The organism is Pseudomonas sp. HP_12, from assembly GCF_055283955.1.
The window spans coordinates 1-18,390 of the sequence record NZ_JBTOQG010000060.1 but is presented as its reverse complement, the minus strand read 5'-3'; the positions used below and the strand labels follow the sequence as shown (position 1 = coordinate 18,390).

The window sequence follows — 18,390 nt, the reverse complement described above, 5'->3', positions numbered from 1 at the left end:
CCGGCAAATCCTCCTGCTGAAGCCAAGGCCGCCAGTCGTAATGACTGGCGGCCTTTCATTTAATTGTCATATTACGGTCATAGAGTAGTCACATGGCCATCATCGATGGCGGCACTCTTCACCTCGCCAGGAGCAAGGCATGACCTTCAAACGTTTGATGACGGCGCTGACGTTCGTCGCGGCTGGCGCGGCTATCGGCAGTGCTTCTGCCGCCGTCGACCCTGCAATCAAGCCCTACGTCAAAACCAGCGGTGTCTCCGGGAATCTGTCCAGCGTGGGCTCCGACACCCTCGCCAATCTGATGACGATGTGGGCCGAGGCCTACAAGAAAGAATACCCAAGCGTAAACATTCAGATTCAGGCCGCCGGCTCCTCAACAGCTCCGCCTGCACTGACCGAGGGCACCGCAACACTGGGGCCCATGAGCCGCAAGATGAAGGACGGCGAACTGTCGGCCTTCGAGCAGAAGCACGGCTACAAGCCGACGGCGATTCCCGTGGCGGTGGATGCGCTGGCAGTGTTTGTCCACAAGGACAACCCGATCAAGGGCCTGACGCTGCAGCAGGTCGACGCGATTTTCTCCGCGACCCGGCTGTGCGGCGCCAGGACCGACGCAAAAACCTGGGGCGATGTGGGCGTGACAGGAGATCTGGCCGGCAAGGCCATCCAGCTGTTCGGGCGCAATTCGGTGTCCGGCACCTACGGTTATTTCAAGGAAGAGGCGCTGTGCAAGGGCGACTTCAAACCCAACGTCAACGAACAACCCGGCTCTGCTTCGGTGGTCAGCTCCATCAGCAATTCGCTGAACGGCATTGGCTACTCGGGAATTGGTTATAAAACATCCAGCGTGCGCACCGTACCCCTCGCGAAAAAAGAGGGCGGTGAGTTTGTCGAAGACAACGAGGTCAACGCGCTGAATGGCACTTACCCGCTGGCGCGCTTCCTTTATGTGTACGTCAACAAGGCGCCGAACAAGCCGTTGAATCCGCTCGAAGCCGAGTTCGTCAGATTGATCCTGTCAAAACAAGGTCAGGAAGTTGTCATGAAAGACGGGTACATTCCGTTACCAGCCAAGGTCGTCAGCAAAGCCTTGGCTGATCTGGGGCTACAAGAACGGTAGCGAGCGCGCTGCCCAGACAACCCTGATGCGGGGTGACAGGTTCGTCCCGCCACAAATGACAAAGGCCTTATGGAACGAGGCTCGCAGAACACTGAACAGTCCGTTGCCCCGATTCAGGAGCGGCGGGCTTTTTTGCGTCACCTCGCTGTCATGTATTTGTCATACAGAGTGGCTACGGTGTGCGCATGAATGATTTGGCCAATTCATCAATGACCGAAAAACCCCGTCCCGAGCGCATTGATTTCAATGCGCCCGAGCTGCAACGCAAGCGCAGGATCCGTGCGCTCAAAGACCGCCTGACGCGTTGGTACGTGTTAGTGGGCGGTCTTGCCGTGTTGGCCGCCATCACCCTGATCTTCTTCTACCTGGCTTACGTCGTCGCGCCGCTGTTTCAGGGGGCGAAACTGACGCGCAGCGATGCTCAAACACCCGCCTGGCTGCAAGATGCCGGCAAGCCGATGGTGCTGGTCATCGAAGAGCAGAATCAGGTCGCCATGCGCGTGTCCGACAAGGGCGAAGCGCTGTTTTTTCACCTCAAGGATGGCGACGAGATTTCCCGCGTGGCCTTGCCGATCCCCGCTGGTGCAAAGGTGACGTCGGTGGCCCAGGATCAGCCCGGCAAGCCTTTGATTGCGGTCGGCCTGTCCAACGGACAGGTGCTGGTGTTCAAGCACGCTTACCCGATCAGCTATCCCGACAACAAGAAAACCATCACCCCCACGATTACCTATCCCTACGGCGAGACGCCGCTGGTGCTGGACGAAGGCGGGCGGGCGCTTGAGCACGTCAATCTGAATGCCAGCGACACGACCCTGATTCTGGCCGGTGCAACCGGTACCCAGCTGCACGTGTTGTCGCTGACCCAATCCGAAAACCTGATGACCGGCGAAACCGATCGCGAGCAAAGCCGCATCGACTTGCCGCAACTGTCGGCGGCGGTCAAAGCCATCTACGTCGACCCACGCCAGCAGTGGCTGTACGTGATCAACGGTCGCGCGCTGGTGGATGTGTTCGACCTGCGCGATCGCACGTTGAACGGCCGCTACAAACTGCTCGAAGACGCCAACGCCGAAACCACCGCCAGCACGCAATTGGTGGGCGGCATCTCGCTGGTGATCGGCAGCTCCAGAGGCAATATCGCGCAGTGGTTCATGGCGCGGGACGTCGATGGCGAGATGCGTCTGCAGCACATTCGTGACTTCAAAATGAGCGGCGCGCCGATTTCCCAGATCACCGCCGAGCAGCGCCGCAAAGGGTTCATTGCCATGGACACCTCCGGCAAGCTCGGCGTTTTCCACAGCACCGCCCACCGCACGCTGTTGATCGCCCCGATAGCCAGCGGCCCCGCTGTCATGGGGCTTTCGCCGAGGGCGGACCGCATCATCGTTGAAGACAGCGGCAAGCTGCTGCCCTTGAGCCTGAATAATCCGCACCCGGAAATTTCCTGGAGCGCGTTGTGGGACAAGGTCTGGTACGAGAACTACGACGAACCTAAATATGTCTGGCAATCCACCGCATCCAGCAGCGACTTCGAGCCCAAGCTCAGCCTCGCGCCTCTCACCTACGGCACGCTCAAAGCCGCCTTCTACGCCATGCTGCTGGCCGCACCGATCGCCGTCGCTGCGGCGATCTACACCGCTTACTTCATGGCGCCGCGCATGCGTCGCAAGGTCAAGCCGGTCATCGAGCTGATGGAAGCGATGCCGACGGTGATTCTCGGCTTCTTCGCCGGTCTGTTCCTGGCGCCGTATCTGGAAGGGCACTTGCCGGGCATCTTCAGCCTGCTGATCTTCACCCCCATTGGCATCTTGCTGGCCGGGTTTGGCTGGACCCGCTTGCCTGACTCGATTCGCCTGCGGGTACCCGACGGCTGGGAAAGCGCGATTCTGATTCCGGTCATTCTGCTGATTGGCTGGGTCTCACTGAGCATGAGCCCGCACCTGGAGAACTGGTTCTTCGGCGGCGACATGCGCGCGTGGATCACCAACGATATGGGCATCACCTACGACCAGCGCAACGCAATGGTGGTCGGAATCGCGATGGGTTTTGCGGTCATCCCCAACATTTACTCGATTGCCGAGGACGCTGTGTTCAGCGTGCCGCGTGGCCTGACCCTCGGCTCACTTGCCCTCGGCGCCACGCCGTGGCAGACACTGGTTCGCGTGGTGATTCTCACGGCCAGCCCGGGGATTTTTTCTGCGCTGATGATCGGCATGGGCCGCGCTGTGGGCGAGACCATGATCGTGCTCATGGCCACCGGTAACACGCCGATCATGGACATGAACCTGTTCGAAGGCATGCGCACCCTGGCGGCCAACGTGGCGGTGGAGATGCCCGAGTCGGAAGTGGGCGGCAGTCATTATCGCGTGCTGTTCCTCGCCGCCCTGGTGCTGCTGATGTTCACATTTGTCATGAATACCTTGGCAGAGCTGATTCGTCAGCGCCTGCGCAAGCAGTATTCGTCTCTCTAGGGCAGGTTGAAACCGATGAAGCAGACCTCCCTCAAGCGGTGGTTCAACAGTGGCGGCCCCGGCGTCTGGTTGAGCGCGGGTGCGGTGTCCATCGCGGTGATCATGACCATCGGCCTGCTGGCGGTGATCGCCGTGCGCGGGCTGGGGCATTTCTGGCCCGCCGATGTCATTTCTGCCCGGTACGACGTTCCCGGGCAGGAAAGCCACGTGCTGGTAGGCGAGCTTGTTCAATCTGAACAAGTGCCGCGCGCCAGGCTCAAGGCCGCCGGGTTGCCGGTTCCTGATCAGGGGCCCGAGTTCATGACCCGCGATCTGTTCAAGGTCGGCAACCGGGATATCAGCCCCAGCGATTTCAACTGGGTCATTGGCGAGTGGCTCAAGGACCCGCGCAAGCCAGCGGAATTGATGACCCTGGAGCGCCGCGAGTGGGGCAACTTCTACGGCTATCTGGTCAACGTCAAAGAAGACGGCAAAGTTGTCGCCGAGGGTGAAGCGGCATGGCCGCAACTGCAGGCGCGTATCGAGCGGGTGCAGGGCATTTCCGATCAACTGGACGACCTGGAGAAGGGCGAGATTGGTGCGATCAACCACGGTATCGAGCGGCTGCGGCTGCAGGCGCGCAAGCTTGAGCTCAACGGCGAACTCGATGCCGCCGCACAGGCCGACATGGCCAGTGAGCGCGCTGAATACGACGCGCGCTATAAGGACGTCGAATCGCGGCTGGGCGCGTTGCACGCCGAATACAATCGCGACAGCCTGACGGCCCGTGACGCCAACGGCAAGGAAATCGAGATCAGCATCGGCAAGGTGGTTCACGCGTATCAACCCAACGCCATGGGCACGATGACCAAGCTGGGGTTCTACTTTCAGAAGCTTTGGGAGTTCCTCAGCGACGACCCGCGCGAGGCCAATACGGAGGGCGGGATTTTCCCGGCGATCTTCGGCACCGTGATGATGACGCTGATCATGGCCGTCATCGTGACGCCCTTTGGCGTGCTCGCAGCTGTGTATCTGCGTGAGTACGCGCGCCAGGGCGTGATGACGCGCTTGATCCGCATCGCCGTGAACAACCTTGCGGGCGTCCCGGCCATCGTCTACGGCGTGTTCGGGCTGGGCTTTTTCGTTTATGTGCTGGGCGGTTCTCTGGATCAGCTGTTCTTCCCCGAAGCCCTGCCGGCGCCGACGTTCGGCACACCGGGCTTGCTGTGGGCGTCGTTGACTCTGGCGCTGCTCGCCGTGCCGGTGGTGATCGTCGCCACCGAAGAAGGCCTGGCGCGTATCCCGTTGACGCTGCGCGAGGGCTCGCTGGCTTTGGGCGCGACCAAGGCCGAAACGCTTTGGAAGATCGTTTTGCCGATGGCCAGCCCGGCCATGATGACCGGCCTGATTCTGGCCGTGGCGCGAGCGGCCGGTGAAGTGGCGCCGCTGATGCTGGTGGGTGTGGTCAAGATGGCGCCGTCGCTGCCGCTGGACGGCAATTACCCGTACCTGCACCTCGACCAGAAGATCATGCACCTGGGTTTTCATATCTACGATGTGGGTTTTCAAAGCCCCAACGTCGAGGCCGCGCGCCCGCTGGTGTACGCCACGGCGCTGCTGCTGGTGCTGGTGATCGCGCTGCTGAACCTGTCGGCGGTGACGATTCGCAACCGCCTGCGCGACAAGTACAAGGCGTTTGAAGACTGAGTTGGCTTCAAGCGGCACGCTGAAAAGCCGCATACCGTATCAGCACCACATTTGCAGCTTGCGGCTAGAGGCTTGCAGCTACGAACGGAGAGAGACCATGCAACACGAACCCCACGCCCACGGCATCAACATGTCGGCCCTGGGTCGCAAACGCCAGGTGCTGGATCTGGCGAACGAAGCCGTTGCGCTGGAAGTGCCGGGGCTGGATCTCTTCTATGGCGAGAAGCAGGCGCTGTTCGACATCCGCATGAACATCCCGAAACAGCGCGTCACCTCGTTCATCGGGCCATCCGGGTGCGGCAAGTCTACCTTGCTGCGCACCTTCAACCGCATGAACGATCTGGTGGACGGCTGTCGCGTACAGGGCGAGATCAAGCTCTATGGCCACGACATCTACACCAAGGGCGAAGACGTCGCCGAGTTGCGTCGCCGGGTCGGCATGGTGTTCCAGAAGCCCAACCCGTTTCCGAAGACCGTTTACGAGAACGTCGTTTACGGGCTGCGTATTCAGGGCGTGAACAAAAAGCGCGTGCTCGATGAGGCCGTCGAGTGGGCCTTGCGTGGCGCCGCACTGTGGGACGAAGTCAAGGACCGCCTGCATGAGTCGGCGCTCGGACTTTCCGGTGGTCAGCAGCAACGTCTGGTGATCGCCCGCACCATCGCCGTCGAACCCGAAGTGCTGCTGCTCGATGAGCCGTGCTCCGCGCTCGACCCGATTTCGACCCTGAAAGTCGAAGAGTTGATCTACGAACTGAAATCCAAATACACCATTGTGATCGTTACCCACAACATGCAGCAGGCGGCGCGCGTGTCGGATTACACCGCGTTTCTGCACATGGGCAAGGTGGTCGAATACGGGGACACCGATACGTTGTTCACCAATCCGACCAAAAAGCAGACTGAAGACTACATAACCGGTCGTTACGGCTAGCACGTGTTTCGTCAGCCTTGAACCACCGCGCAATCAATCGGACGGACACTCATGATCAAAGACAGCCATACACATCACATCTCCCAGCAGTTCAACGCTGAACTGGAAGAAGTTCGCAGCCACCTGCTGGAAATGGGTGGTCTGGTCGAGAAGCAGGTCAACGATGCGGTCACCGCGTTGATCGAAGCCGACTCGGGCCTGGCCCAGCGGGTGCGCGAGGTGGACGACCGCATCAACCAGATGGAGCGCAACATCGATGAAGAGTGCCTGCGCATTCTGGCCCGTCGTCAGCCTGCCGCGTCCGACCTGCGTCTGATCATCAGCATCTCCAAGTCGGTCATCGACCTTGAGCGCATTGGCGATGAGTCCACCAAGATCGCTCGCCGTGCGATTCAGCTGTGCGAAGAGGGTGAGTCGCCGCGTGGTTACGTCGAAGTGCGCCACATCAGCGATCAAGTCAGCAAGATGGTGCGCGATGCACTGGACTCGTTCGCCCGCTTCGACGCCGATCTGGCGTTGTCGGTTGCGCAGTACGACAAGAACATCGACCGCGAGTACAAGACCGCATTGCGTGAGCTGGTCACCTACATGATGGAAGATCCGCGCTCGATATCCCGCGTGTTGAATGTGATCTGGGTCCTGCGTTCCCTGGAGCGTATCGGTGATCATGCGCGCAACATCTCCGAACTGGTGATCTACCTGGTGCGCGGTACCGATGTCCGCCACCTGGGCCTCAAGCGCATGCAGGAAGAAGTGAAAGGCCTGACCGCCGAAAGGATTAATGTTCTGGACACGCCTGACGATAAATAAGATTGCCTGAGAAAAAACGCCTGGCGACCGCCGGGCGTTTTTGTTTCTCCGGTCTGCCCATATTTTTCAAGTCACCCGCGAATAAAAGTCCCGGTGTCGTCAAACAGTTTGGCAGCTGGCCACCCGCCAGCGAATGCTCGCCATTTACGGTGAACACGCCATCAGGAGCGTCGATGAGTAAAGTCAGTGTATTGGTGGTGGATGACGCACCGTTCATCCGTGATCTGGTCAAGAAAGGCCTGCGCAATGCCTTCCCGGGAATCGCTCTGGAAGACGCAGTCAATGGTCGCAAGGCGCAAGTCCTGCTCAGCCGCGAAGTGTTTGATCTGGTGCTCTGTGATTGGGAAATGCCCGAAATGTCCGGGCTCGAATTGCTGACTTGGTGCCGCCAGCAGGACAACCTGAAGACCATGCCTTTCATCATGGTCACCAGCCGTGGCGACAAGGAAAACGTGATCCAGGCGATCCAGGCCGGCGTCTCCGACTTCATCGGCAAGCCGTTCACCAACGAGCAACTGCTGACCAAGGTCAAGAAAGCGCTGCACAAGGTCGGCAAGCTCGACGCGTTGATGTCCAGTGGCCCGGCCCGCGCCAATGCGGCGTTTGCCAATGACTCGCTTGGCGCACTGACAGGTAACCGCCCTGAAACCGTCAGCGCTTCACCCACTGCGTCGGCAGCACCTCAAGCCGCTCAGCCTATGGTCCAGCCGACAGCTAAAGCTGCTCCTGCCGCTGCACCCACCGGTCGTGGTCAGGGTCAGTTGCGTCTTCCGAGCGGGAACCAGCCCTGCGTGATCAAGGCGCTGACGCTCAAGGAAGCCTCCCTTCTGGTCCGCCGTGGCGAGGTCCTTCCGCAGATCCTCGAAAGCGCCGTGCTCGATCTGGAGCAGGGTGAGAACGCCGAGGTGGCGCGTCTCAATGGTTATCTGCACGCGATTGCCGCGTTCGAGCAGAAGCCGGACAGCGAGTGGCTGCAGGTCACCTTCCGCTTCGTCGACAAGGACACCCAGAAGCTTGATTACCTGTCGCGCCTGATTGCCCGTGGCACCGCGCAGAAGCACTTCGTGCCGGGCGCCTGATCCGCTGCGCATTCACCTGGGGGAGCGACCGGGATGGCGCTCCACCTTGCTCGCGATGAGACCGGTACATCCGCTAAATTTGGTGCGGTCGGGCGTCCATCTTCGCGAGCAAGCTCACTCCCACGCTATCCAGCATAGAAATTGCAATTCCGATCGCGCCCCGTCCTGACGCGATTTCCTTGACGCTTCGTCTATTACCGATTGATTCGGATGAGTCCAATTGCGTCGGCATCGCTGTTAGGCTGGGCGCCAATCGTCCACTTACCAGGTCTATCCCGATGTTAGAGCGCGTGCTGGTTGTCTGTGCCTTACTGCTGGCCACGCAGACCGCCGGGGCCGTCACGATCTATCGGTTCACCGATGCCAATGGCGTCGTGTCGTTTACCGACCAGCCTGTGCGTGGCGCGGAGGTGATGAAGCTTCGCGAGCGCATGGTCGAGCGCATCGACTCCCAGGTGCGCCTGAGCGTGAAGAAAGCCAATGGCAGCGATAGCCTGTATGTGCGAAACGATCTTTACGCGCCCGTGGAAGTCGAGCTGCGTCTGGCCGGGGTGAAGAACGTGGTGGGCGTGTCGGACCAAGTCATTCGCCGCACAATTCCAGCGCGCAGCAACGAACGCCTTATCGCCCTCAGCCCGCAAGTCGCCAGCAAGGCCATGGCCTACAAGCCCAGTCTGCGATCCATCGTCGGCGACCCGCAGCGCGGCGTGTCAGCGAACGGATTTGCCTATCGCTATCCATTGCCGTGGGTGGGCGGGCCGTTTCGCATCAGTCAGGGTGCCAATGGGTCTTACAGCCATGTAGGCGCCAAGAGCCGCTACGCGATCGACATCGCCATGCCCGAAGGCACGCAGATCATCGCTGCGCGGGGCGGTACTGTGATCAAGACCGAGAATGCCCAGTCGGGCCGAGGCGCAAATCCATCAGGCAACTTCGTGCGCATCCTGCACGACGACGGCACGATGGGCGTTTATCTGCATCTGCAGCAGGGATCGGTGAGCGTCAAGGAAGGCCAGCATGTGGCAGTGGGCGCGCCGCTCGGACGGTCCGGCAACACCGGCAACAGCACCGGCCCGCATTTGCACTTCGTGGTGCAGCGCAATGTCGGGCTGGCGCTGGAGTCGATCCCGTACGAATTCTCGCAACCGGTACAGAGCCTGCCTAACTTCGCGATTGGCGGGAATTGATGATCTGCTGGCGGGCAGGTCAATCCAGCTTCAACACCTTCGCCAGCACGATTTTCGGGCCTTTCATCTTCTTGATGATGATGCGCAGGCCTTCGACTTCCATGACTTCCTCTTCCTCAGGCACGCGCTTGAGGCTGTCGTAGATCAGGCCTGCGAGGGTCTCGGCTTCAACGTGGTCCAGATCGATGCCCAGCAGGCGCTCGACCTTGAACAGCGGCGTATCCCCCCGTACCAGCAGCTTGCCCGGCTGATAGGCCAGAATCCCGCGCTCGGCCTTGCGGTGTTCGTCCTGAATGTCGCCCACCAGCACTTCCAGAACGTCCTCCATCGTCAGGTAACCGATGATCTTGCCGTCGGCTTCCTCGACCAGCGCAAAGTGCGCGCCGCCCTGACGGAACTGCTCGAGCAGGCGCGACAACGGCATGTGCTTGGACACGCGCTCCAGCGGCCGCGTGAGCTCGGCGAGGTTGAACGACTCGGGGATGTGGTCCAGCGCCGCCAGTTCCAGCAGCAGGTCCTTGATGTGCAGCAGGCCCACAAACTCGTTGCGGTCCGAGTCGTACACCGGGTACCGGCTGAACTTGTGACGACGGAACATCGCGAGGATTTCTTTGAGCGGGGCGTTGAATTCCAGCGAGACCATGTCTTCGCGGGAATTGGCCCAGTCCACCACTTCCAGCTCGCCCATTTCCACGGCGGAGGCCAGCACGCGCATGCCCTGGTCGCTTGGGTCCTGACCGCGGCTTGAGTGCAGGATCAGCTTGAGCTCTTCACGGCTGTAATGGTGCTCGTGGTGGGGGCCGGGCTCGCCCTGGCCGGCGATGCGCAGAATGCCGTTGGCACTGGCGTTGAGCAGGTAAATGGCCGGGTACATCGCCCAGTAGAAGAGGTAGAGCGGCACCGCCGTCCACAGCGACAACAACTCGGGTTTGCGAATGGCCCAGGATTTCGGGGCCAGCTCACCCACCACGATGTGCAGGTACGAAATCATGAAAAAGGCGCTGAAGAACGATACGCCTTTGACGACCTCGGGCGATTCCACGCCGACCGTCTCGAGCAACGGCGCCAGCAGGTGCGCGAATGCCGGCTCGCCGACCCAGCCCAGACCCAGCGACGCCAGCGTAATACCCAGCTGGCAGGCCGACAGATAAGCATCGAGCTGACTGTGAACGGTGCGCAGAATGCGTCCACGCCAGCCGTTTTTCTCGGCAATGGACTCGACACGGGTGGAGCGCAGTTTGACCATGGCGAACTCGGCCGCAACGAAGAATCCGTTGAGCAGAACCAACACCATTGCGAAAAGAATCATGCCGAAATCGGCGAAGAGTGAAGCCAGGCTGATACCAGGGGAAGGGTCCATGATGGGGTTTTGCAGGTTCCGTTTTGAAGTGTGGAATGAAACAAGCCCTCACAATTGGAGGGCACAAGGGACGCAATTTAACGGCTATCTACAGGCTTGCCTAGGCTTTGGTCATCTGGGCCGGGGCAAAGTTGCAGATAAACACACTGCCCTTGCCGGGGACGCTGTTGATTTCCAGTGCCGCGCGGTGGCGCAGCAGCACGTGCTTGACGATCGCCAGGCCCAGGCCTGTTCCGCCGGTGTTTGACGCGCGGCTGGAGTCGACGCGGTAGAAGCGCTCGGTCAGGCGCGGGATATGTTTGCTGTCGATGCCGATGCCGGAGTCCTGCACGCTCAGGTGCGCGCCACGCCCGTCACTCCACCAGCGGATGCGGATCTTGCCCTCTGCGGGCGTGTATTTGACCGCGTTGAAGATCAGGTTGGAGAACGCGCTGCGCAGCTCCGCCTCGCTGCCCTTGAGGCTGACGTCGCTTTCCAGCTCCAGGGTGATCTGCTGGTTCTTGCTCCCCGACAGCGCTTGGGCATCATTGGTGATGCTCTGCAGCAGCGACGACACGGCGACGGGCTGATTGTCGGACGGGTAATCGGTGGCTTCCAGCTTGGCCAGCAGCAGGAGATCGTTAAGCAACGTCTGCATGCGTCCGCCTTGCTGATGCATTTGCTGCAACGCACGGACCCAACGCGGATTCACTTCTTCGACGTTATCCAGCAGCGTCTCCAGGTACCCGCAGATAACCGTCAAAGGCGTGCGCAGTTCGTGAGACACGTTGGCGACGAAGTCTTTGCGCATCTGCTCCAGCTGATGCATGCGCGTCACGTCGCGCACCAGCATTAAATGCTCGTTGTTGCCGTAGCGGGTGATCAGCATCTGAATGCGCAGGCGGTCATTGACCGGCGAAGGAATCTCCAGCGGCTCGGCATAGTTGGCGTGCGCGAAGTACTCCTTGAAGCGCGGGTGGCGCACCAGGTTGGTCACCGGCTGACCGCTGTCCTGGGGCGTCTTCAGGCCCAGCAAGGTTTCTGCCGCGCGGTTCCACCATTCCAGGTTGCCGTCGCTGTCGAGCATGATCACGGCATCTTTCAGTGCGGCGGTGGATTCCTGGACACGGTCGATAACCGCTTGCAGGCGGCCACGCACGCGCTGATCGCGACGCTGTAAATGGTAAATGCTGTCGAAGACTTCACCCCACAAGCCATAGCCATCGGGCGGCGGCTCGTCAGGTTTGTGATGGCGAAGCCAGTCATGCAGGCGCAGCAGCTGTTTGAGGGTCCAGGCCAGATAAAGCCCCAGACCGATTGCCAGACACCCGCCGTAATGCCCGCTGATCAAACCGGCCAGCAGCGAGGCTGTGGCCAACATCAGCAAGTGGCGGATCAGGGTGCCATGCCAGTTGTGATTCAATTAACGCGTCCTTGTCTTCAGCGGTCTGAATCGCTGCCAAACGCTTTTTCAGCTTTTGGTGGAGAAACGGTAACCAGTACCGCGGACGGTTTGTACCAGATTTTCGTAAGCCTCGCCGAGGGCTTTGCGCAGACGCCGGATGTGGACATCCACGGTGCGCTCTTCCACGTAGACATTTCCGCCCCAGACCTGATCGAGCAGCTGCCCGCGGGTGTAGGCGCGTTCCTGATGGGTCATGAAGAATTGCAGCAGGCGGTATTCGGTCGGGCCCATCTCGGCAGGTGTGCCGTCTATGGTCACGCGGTGGCTGATCGGGTCCAGCAGCAGACCGCCCACTTCGATCGGGGATTCGCCATCGTTCGGGGCAGCCCGGCGCAGCACGGCCTTGAGGCGGGCGACCAGTTCGCGGGGAGAGAAGGGTTTGGTGATGTAGTCGTCGGCGCCGACTTCGAGGCCCTGAATCTTGTTGTCCTCTTCGCCTTTGGCCGTGAGCATGATGATCGGGATGTCACCGGTCAGCTCGTCACGTTTCAGGCGGCGTGCCAGCTCGATGCCGGATGTGCCCGGCAGCATCCAGTCCAGCAGGATGAGGTCCGGCTTGCGGTCGACGATAACGGCGTGGGCCTGTTGCGAGTTCTCAGCCTCAATGCAGTCATAGCCGGCCATTTCCAGTGCGACGGCAATCATTTCGCGAATGGGCGCCTCGTCGTCGACGATCAGAATGCTCCTGCCAACCATGCCTCGAACCTCATGTCATTTAACTGTCTTGGGGCGCATTAGATAACGGAATTATTGCAGTCGTGTGACAGGTTAGTTCGAGCTAGGCGTATTCGCCGGTCTAGCGCTAAGCTGGCGACTTGTCCTACAAGAAATGTCCATCCAGCGACAAACAAGAAGAGGATTCATCCATGGCTAAAATTTCTTCTGCTCTGATGCGCCTTTTGGCGGCGGCAGCGTTAGCATCTTCCGGCATGGCATTCGGTGCCGCGCCGGCGATGACCAGTGACGGCATGCTCACCGACCACAAAGGCATGACGCTCTATACCTTTGATAAGGACACCTCCGCGGGCAAGTCCGTCTGCAATGATCAATGCGCAACCAACTGGCCGCCGCTGACTGCCACAGCAAGCGACAAGCCTGAGGGCGACTGGACCATTATCAAGCGCGATGACGGCGCCTCTCAGTGGGTTTACAAGGGCAAGCCGCTGTACTTTTTCAAAAGCGATAAGGCTGCTGGCGACAAAACCGGCGACGGCAAGGGCGACGTCTGGCACATCGCCAAGCCATGATCTAAGCCTTCGCGCGCTGCGTCGGCCCGAATCGGTCAGCGCAGCGCGTAGTCCAGAACGATACCGATAAAAATCGCCAGCCCCGCCCAGTGGTTGTGCAGAAAAGCCTTGAAGCAGGCTTGCGGGTCTTTGTCCCGCGTCGACCAGAACTCCCAACCAAAGCATCCCGCCGCGACCAGCAGGCCGATGAAGAAGTACAGGCCCAGCTCAAAGCGTGTACCCGCCAGCATCAGGCAGAACAGCGCCAGGCATTGCAGCGTCAGGATGATCACCCGATCCGCGTCGCCGAACAGCACGGCCGTGGATTTTACGCCGATCTTCAAGTCGTCCTCGCGATCCGTCATCGCGTAATACGTGTCATATCCCACCGTCCACAGCAGATTGGCGATGTACAGCAGCCACGCGGCAGCGGGCAGCTCGCCGGTCTCCGCGGTAAACGCCATCGGCATTCCCCACGAAAACGCAGCGCCCAATACCACTTGCGGGTAGTAGGTGTAGCGCTTCATGAAGGGGTAGCACGCCGCGAGGGCAAGACCGCCGAACGACAGCCAGATCGTCGTCGCGTTAGTGAACAACACCAGCACAAAGCTCAGCCCCACCAACACGGCGAACAGAATCAGTGCTTCCTTTGACGTCACCCTGCCACTCACCAACGGCCGTTGCTCGGTGCGTTTGACGTGGCCGTCCACCTTGCGGTCGGCGAAGTCGTTGATCACGCAGCCCGCCGCGCGCATCAGGAACACGCCAATCACGAAAATCAGCAGCGTGCTCAGAGACGGCGAGCCTTTGCCTGCGATCCAGACGGCCCATAGCGTTGGCCACAGTAATAGATAAATGCCGATGGGCTTGTCGATGCGCGTGAGCTGGATGAAGTCCCAGGCGCGCGGGTGCAGACGGTTCAGGGATTTGAGCAACGACAGGTACATCAGCGGCCCTCTTGGGCATGCAGTGGAAGGTCGGCCTCGATGGCGCGCCATGCGGTGGGCAGAAACACTTCCGCCACCAGAATGCTCAAGATCCCCCGGCTGAAACAGGAGCGGCGTCCCCACAAGCCCGGCTGTGCGTCAGTCTCGGGCAGCCATTGCGCAGGATAGTGGCAGACCTGCAGCGGACCGCGGGCGAAGGCTTTATCGCTGAACAGCAGTTCGCCCAGCGATCGGGTGCCGAGTTCGTCCATGTGCAGGCCGTCATGCTCTAGCGCGCTGCGGGCGGCGACACTGCGGGCAAACACCCATCGTTCATCACGGCCCAGCAGATAGACTTCACGCACCCAGCCTTCGCTGCCCTCAGGCAAGTGCAGCGCGGCGCATTCATCTTCTCGCAGGCGTTGCCAGCCTTCGAATTGCGGCTGCACGCAGAAATGATTGTCAGAGAGCCGGGTCAGGCGTCGGGTCAGGGAATCTTCGTGGAACAGCCACTCAAGAACGACGGGTGAGGGGGCTTCGATCAACTGATCGCACAAAAGCCATTCGGGCGCTGGAAATGCAGGGGTTTGCTGGATCACGGGAGACAAACACAGGCGGCAATCGAGGCGGCGAGCTTAGCATGATTGCGATTTTTGACCGACGACCGGAGCCCCCCCATTTGTGCGCTGAAGCACTTGACGCATTCCCGGCTAAAGCCAGTCCTACAGGCATATGCGGTGTTAGTGGGACCGGCTTCAGCCGGGAAGAGGCCGGTTTGGGCGCTATCAATCTTGCGGCATGACGCTCGACGCCATCGCAGCTAGAGCCAATCCTCCGAAAAGCGCGCGAGTCGTGCATCAATGAAACTTGCGTCATTGCGCTGTGATCAGTAAAAGGCCTGACCCATTCGATAAACTTCGCGACGACAGCGAAGCATCTGGGACGTCTAGCCTGAAACCAAGAGAACCGACCAATGAAAAAGTGGCAATGCATAGTCTGTGGCCTGATCTACAACGAAGCCGACGGTTGGCCGGATGACGGCATCGCGCCGGGCACGCTCTGGCAGGATGTGCCGGAAGACTGGCTGTGCCCTGACTGCGGAGTCGGCAAAATGGATTTTGAGATGATCGAAATCGGCTGATCCGCCGACTTCCACGACCCCTCTGGAGAAATGAATGAACGCACCTGTCGTGATCATCGGTACCGGGCTGGCGGGCTATAACCTCGCCCGCGAATTTCGCAAGCTGGATGGCGAGACGCCGCTGTTGCTGATCACCGCCGATGACGGCCGTTCGTACTCCAAACCCATGCTGTCCACCGGCTTTGGCAAAAACAAGGAAGCCGACGGCTTGAGCATGGCCGAGCCAGGCGCCATGGCCGAGCAGCTCAAGGCCGAGGTGCGCACGCACACCCGCGTCAGCGGCATCGATCCGGGTCACAAGCGTTTGTGGATCGGCGAGGAAGCGGTCCCGTACCGCGATCTGATTCTGGCGTGGGGCGCGGAAACTGTGCGCGTGCCGGTGGCCGGTGATGCCGCCGATGCCATATTCCCGATCAATGATCTGGAGGATTACGCGCGTTTCCGTGCTGCAGCCGCCGGCAAGAAGCGAGTGCTGATTCTGGGCGCAGGCCTGATCGGCTGCGAGTTCGCCAACGATCTGATCCTGGGCGGCTACGAAATCGACCTGGTTGCGCCGTGCGAGCAGGTGATGCCGACGTTGCTGCACCCTGCGGCTGCCGCAGCGGTACAGGCCGGGCTGGAAAGCCTGGGCGCGCGTTTTCATCTCGGCCCCTTGCTGACACGGCTTGATCGTGCCGACGATGGGCTCGAGGCGCACCTGTCGGATGGCGAGGTGCTTCACTGCGATCTGGTGGTATCGGCGATCGGCCTGCGCCCCCGCACTGATCTCGCCGCAGCGGCCGGCCTGGAGATCGGGCGTGGCGTTGTGGTCGATCGGCATTTGCAGACCTCCCACGCCAATATCTATGCACTGGGCGACTGCGCTGAAGTTGATGGCCTGAATCTGCTTTACGTCATGCCGCTGATGAACTGCGCCCGGGCATTGGCGCAAACCCTCGCCGGCACGCTCACACCCGTCAAATATGGCCCGATGCCGGTCACGGTGAAAACGCCGGTTTGCCCGCTGGTAGTGTCGCCGCCGCCCAAGGGCTCGGAAGGTGTCTGGACCGTGGAAGGTGAGGGCGCCGACATCAAGGCACTGTGCCTGGACAGCGACGGCAACCTGCTGGGTTACGCGCTGACAGGCGCGGCGGTGATGGACAAGCTCGCCCTGAACAAGGCTTTGCCCCCGCTGCTGGCATGATTAACAGTCGTTCTGTCGGATAAGCCATCTTTTAGTTGAAACAAACGTGGCCCACGTACTGGCGCGGGTCCCGGCGGCGTGCCATTCTCATTCCGGTCTGCCGCAACGTAGAGCTGTTGCGGCACCTGCTCGCTGTCCGCAAGGGCTGCACGGGACATAAAAACAAAAAACCGTAAAAGAGGCTTCATATGCGTAAACCAGAACTCGCAGCGGCTATTGCCGAGAAAGCAGATCTCACCAAAGAACAAGCCAATCGCGTCCTCAACGCGGTGCTCGACGAAATCACCAACGCGCTGCACAAAAAGGACAGCGTCACGCTGGTTGGCTTCGGCACTTTCTTGCAACGTCATCGTGGCGCCCGCACCGGCAAGAACCCTCAGACCGGTGAGCCCGTCAAGATCAAGGCCAGCAACACGGTGGCATTCAAGCCGGGCAAGTTTCTCAAAGACAGCGTCAATCCGGACTCGGCGAAGCCAGCGAAACCAGCCAAGCCGGCTGCAGCCGCCAAAGATGCGAAGCCAGCCAAGGCCGCAGCGGCCAAGGCACCCGCGGCAAAGAAAAAGTAATTCGCTGAGCGCTCTGCGGAGGGCGAGCAGCATGGAAATGGGCATACCGATCAGTCGGCGTGCCCATTTTTTTATGGCCGGTGAATCGACCGGCGCCGACCCGCGCGTCCCGTCTAGCCCGCCACTTTGCGACTGACCGGTTCTTCCTGCTCGCCGGACAATCAAGCTCGCTACACTGCGGCTGGTCACCCTGACCACCGCTGATCCCATGAGGCCCGCGCATGAAGTTTCGTTTTCTACTCTGGATGTTGGGCCTGTTGATGGCCCGCGCCAGTCGCAATAATCCCGCGTTTCAGCAGCAACTCGCGGGGAAGGATCTGGCTTTCCAGTTGCAGACGGCTGACGGCAAGATCGCCCGGCACTTCATCGTGCGCGATCAGCGCGTCAAGAGCCGCGCCGGCACCTTTGCGGCGCCTGCGTTCGTGATCTCTTTCAAAGACGCCGATTACGGCTTCGCCACAATGCAGGCCCGGAACAAGCAGCTCGCATTCATGCAGGGCATTCAGGACAAGGACATCCTGGTCACCGGCAACGCGGGACTGGTGATGTGGTTCCAGGGGCTGACGAAGTATTTGAAGCCTAGGAAGAAGAAATAGTTGAATGCTCAGGCCTCTTCGTGAGCAAGCTCACTCCCACGAGTACAGCGGCGTGCCTGAGATGTTGAATCGACCCCGAGCCCATGGGAGCGAGATTGCTCGCGAAGACTGAGGCTGAGTCACCACAGAAAATAGCTGAATGCTCCAGCCTCTTCGTGAGCAAGCTCACTCCCACGAGTGCAGCGGCGTACCTGAGATGTTGAGCCAGCCCAGATCCTGTGGGAGCGAGCTTGCTCGCGAAGACTGATGCTGAGTCACCACAGACAATAGCTGAATGCCCCGGCCTCTTCGTGAGCAAGCTCACTCCCACAAGTTCAGTGGTGTACCTGAGATGTTGAGTCAGCCCAGATCCTGTGGGAGCGAGCTTGCTCGCGAAGACTGATGCTGAGTCACCACAGACAATAGCTGAATGCTCCAGCCTCTTCGTGAGCAAGCTCACTCCCACGAGTGCAGCGGCGTGCCTGAGATGTTGAGTCAGCCCAGATCCTGTGGGAGCGAGCTTGCTCGCGAAGACTGATGCTGAGTTACCACAGAAAATAGCTGAATGCCCCAGCCTCTTCACACCCTGAGGTCATCCGTCAATCTGCAGCCAGCTCAGCCAAGCGCTCTGACAAAGGCGATCCGTGCCTGCTCAAGGCTTTCAAATAGATCTGCTCCTCATACA

16 protein-coding genes and 1 pseudogene are annotated in these 18,390 nt (G+C 60.3%); 12 read left to right on the top strand and 5 right to left on the bottom strand.

The window, feature by feature from the left end; genetic code table 11:
* The first annotated feature begins 139 nt into the window (after positions 1 to 139).
* The 7 genes from ACYASU_RS23905 (at position 140) to ACYASU_RS23875 (ending at position 9,284) form a co-directional block, all read left to right on the top strand.
* Positions 140 to 1,120: a phosphate ABC transporter substrate-binding protein PstS family protein gene (locus ACYASU_RS23905; protein WP_463584305.1), complete on the top strand. Its 981-nt coding sequence runs from the start codon at positions 140 to 142 to the stop codon at positions 1,118 to 1,120.
* Between the two features lie 185 nt (positions 1,121 to 1,305).
* Positions 1,306 to 3,591 carry an ABC transporter permease subunit gene (locus ACYASU_RS23900; protein WP_463584304.1) on the top strand — a complete coding sequence of 762 codons (2,286 nt, stop codon included), beginning with the start codon at positions 1,306 to 1,308 and terminating at the stop codon, positions 3,589 to 3,591.
* Between the two features lie 15 nt (positions 3,592 to 3,606).
* A complete protein-coding gene (pstA, locus tag ACYASU_RS23895; RefSeq protein WP_463584303.1) occupies positions 3,607 to 5,277 on the top strand; it encodes a phosphate ABC transporter permease PstA in 1,671 nt (556 codons plus the stop codon).
* Positions 5,278 to 5,374: 97 nt separating this feature from the next.
* Positions 5,375 to 6,208: a phosphate ABC transporter ATP-binding protein PstB gene (gene pstB / locus ACYASU_RS23890; RefSeq protein WP_065988194.1), complete on the top strand. Its 834-nt coding sequence runs from the start codon at positions 5,375 to 5,377 to the stop codon at positions 6,206 to 6,208.
* Positions 6,209 to 6,259: 51 nt separating this feature from the next.
* Entirely contained in the window at positions 6,260 to 7,018 is a 759-nt protein-coding gene (phoU, locus tag ACYASU_RS23885; RefSeq protein ID WP_133773894.1) for a phosphate signaling complex protein PhoU, read from the top strand.
* A gap of 173 nt (positions 7,019 to 7,191) precedes the next feature.
* Entirely contained in the window at positions 7,192 to 8,097 is a 906-nt protein-coding gene (locus ACYASU_RS23880; protein ID WP_463584302.1) for a response regulator, read from the top strand.
* Positions 8,098 to 8,375: 278 nt separating this feature from the next.
* Positions 8,376 to 9,284: a peptidoglycan DD-metalloendopeptidase family protein gene (locus ACYASU_RS23875; protein WP_192174551.1), complete on the top strand. Its 909-nt coding sequence runs from the start codon at positions 8,376 to 8,378 to the stop codon at positions 9,282 to 9,284.
* Positions 9,285 to 9,303: 19 nt separating this feature from the next.
* On the opposite strand, the gene ACYASU_RS23870 is transcribed toward ACYASU_RS23875, so the two are convergent.
* From ACYASU_RS23870 to phoB, 3 genes are all read right to left on the bottom strand, one after another.
* A complete protein-coding gene (locus ACYASU_RS23870; protein WP_192174552.1) occupies positions 9,304 to 10,644 on the bottom strand; it encodes a hemolysin family protein in 1,341 nt (446 codons plus the stop codon).
* 100 nt (positions 10,645 to 10,744) lie between these two features.
* Positions 10,745 to 12,004, bottom strand: a complete 1,260-nt coding sequence (phoR, locus tag ACYASU_RS23865; RefSeq protein WP_463584404.1) for a phosphate regulon sensor histidine kinase PhoR — start codon at positions 12,002 to 12,004, stop codon at positions 10,745 to 10,747.
* A 90-nt stretch (positions 12,005 to 12,094) separates the two neighbouring features.
* Positions 12,095 to 12,784: a phosphate regulon transcriptional regulator PhoB gene (phoB, locus tag ACYASU_RS23860; protein ID WP_037016751.1), complete on the bottom strand. Its 690-nt coding sequence runs from the start codon at positions 12,782 to 12,784 to the stop codon at positions 12,095 to 12,097.
* A 170-nt stretch (positions 12,785 to 12,954) separates the two neighbouring features.
* On the opposite strand from phoB, the gene ACYASU_RS23855 reads away from it, so the two are divergent.
* Positions 12,955 to 13,335, top strand: a complete 381-nt coding sequence (locus ACYASU_RS23855) for a COG4315 family predicted lipoprotein (protein WP_463584301.1) — start codon at positions 12,955 to 12,957, stop codon at positions 13,333 to 13,335.
* A 35-nt stretch (positions 13,336 to 13,370) separates the two neighbouring features.
* Here ACYASU_RS23855 and ubiA read toward each other — a convergent pair whose 3' ends face one another.
* Both ubiA and ACYASU_RS23845 read right to left on the bottom strand, forming a co-directional pair.
* The gene (gene ubiA, locus ACYASU_RS23850) at positions 13,371 to 14,261 is read right to left on the bottom strand and encodes a 4-hydroxybenzoate octaprenyltransferase (protein ID WP_192174554.1); all 891 of its coding nucleotides are present in this window, start codon (positions 14,259 to 14,261) and stop codon (positions 13,371 to 13,373) included.
* Positions 14,261 to 14,839, bottom strand: a complete 579-nt coding sequence (locus tag ACYASU_RS23845; protein ID WP_463584300.1) for a chorismate--pyruvate lyase family protein — start codon at positions 14,837 to 14,839, stop codon at positions 14,261 to 14,263. The genes ubiA and ACYASU_RS23845 overlap by 1 nt, the downstream gene beginning before the upstream one ends.
* 374 nt (positions 14,840 to 15,213) lie before the next feature.
* On the opposite strand from ACYASU_RS23845, the gene ACYASU_RS23840 reads away from it, so the two are divergent.
* The 4 genes and pseudogenes from ACYASU_RS23840 (at position 15,214) to ACYASU_RS23825 (ending at position 17,726) form a co-directional block, all read left to right on the top strand.
* On the top strand, positions 15,214 to 15,381 hold the full coding sequence (locus ACYASU_RS23840; protein ID WP_002555879.1) for a rubredoxin: 168 nt from the start codon (positions 15,214 to 15,216) through the stop codon (positions 15,379 to 15,381).
* A gap of 34 nt (positions 15,382 to 15,415) precedes the next feature.
* Positions 15,416 to 16,564 carry an NAD(P)/FAD-dependent oxidoreductase gene (locus tag ACYASU_RS23835; protein ID WP_346631281.1) on the top strand — a complete coding sequence of 383 codons (1,149 nt, stop codon included), beginning with the start codon at positions 15,416 to 15,418 and terminating at the stop codon, positions 16,562 to 16,564.
* Between the two features lie 188 nt (positions 16,565 to 16,752).
* Positions 16,753 to 17,022 (top strand): annotated as a pseudogene (locus ACYASU_RS23830) (HU family DNA-binding protein); the annotation flags it as partial.
* 329 nt (positions 17,023 to 17,351) lie between these two features.
* Positions 17,352 to 17,726, top strand: coding sequence for a helicase (locus ACYASU_RS23825; RefSeq protein ID WP_192174557.1), 375 nt, complete (start codon positions 17,352 to 17,354; stop codon positions 17,724 to 17,726).
* Positions 17,727 to 18,390 lie beyond the last annotated feature (664 nt).

What these genes read in the sequence shown, in the direction of transcription:
- ubiA (WP_192174554.1), bottom strand. Translation starts at nt 14,261, where the DNA reads ATGTACCTGTCGTTGCTCAAATCCCTGAACCGTCTGCACCCGCGCGCC.
- pstA (WP_463584303.1), top strand. Translation starts at nt 3,607, where the DNA reads ATGAAGCAGACCTCCCTCAAGCGGTGGTTCAACAGTGGCGGCCCCGGC.
- phoU (WP_133773894.1), top strand. Translation starts at nt 6,260, where the DNA reads ATGATCAAAGACAGCCATACACATCACATCTCCCAGCAGTTCAACGCT.
- ACYASU_RS23825 (WP_192174557.1), top strand. Translation starts at nt 17,352, where the DNA reads ATGAAGTTTCGTTTTCTACTCTGGATGTTGGGCCTGTTGATGGCCCGC.
- ACYASU_RS23875 (WP_192174551.1), top strand. Translation starts at nt 8,376, where the DNA reads ATGTTAGAGCGCGTGCTGGTTGTCTGTGCCTTACTGCTGGCCACGCAG.
- ACYASU_RS23900 (WP_463584304.1), top strand. Translation starts at nt 1,306, where the DNA reads ATGAATGATTTGGCCAATTCATCAATGACCGAAAAACCCCGTCCCGAG.
- ACYASU_RS23880 (WP_463584302.1), top strand. Translation starts at nt 7,192, where the DNA reads ATGAGTAAAGTCAGTGTATTGGTGGTGGATGACGCACCGTTCATCCGT.
- pstB (WP_065988194.1), top strand. Translation starts at nt 5,375, where the DNA reads ATGCAACACGAACCCCACGCCCACGGCATCAACATGTCGGCCCTGGGT.
- ACYASU_RS23840 (WP_002555879.1), top strand. Translation starts at nt 15,214, where the DNA reads ATGAAAAAGTGGCAATGCATAGTCTGTGGCCTGATCTACAACGAAGCC.
- ACYASU_RS23905 (WP_463584305.1), top strand. Translation starts at nt 140, where the DNA reads ATGACCTTCAAACGTTTGATGACGGCGCTGACGTTCGTCGCGGCTGGC.
- phoB (WP_037016751.1), bottom strand. Translation starts at nt 12,784, where the DNA reads ATGGTTGGCAGGAGCATTCTGATCGTCGACGACGAGGCGCCCATTCGC.
- ACYASU_RS23855 (WP_463584301.1), top strand. Translation starts at nt 12,955, where the DNA reads ATGGCTAAAATTTCTTCTGCTCTGATGCGCCTTTTGGCGGCGGCAGCG.
- ACYASU_RS23870 (WP_192174552.1), bottom strand. Translation starts at nt 10,644, where the DNA reads ATGGACCCTTCCCCTGGTATCAGCCTGGCTTCACTCTTCGCCGATTTC.
- ACYASU_RS23835 (WP_346631281.1), top strand. Translation starts at nt 15,416, where the DNA reads ATGAACGCACCTGTCGTGATCATCGGTACCGGGCTGGCGGGCTATAAC.
- phoR (WP_463584404.1), bottom strand. Translation starts at nt 12,004, where the DNA reads ATGTTGGCCACAGCCTCGCTGCTGGCCGGTTTGATCAGCGGGCATTAC.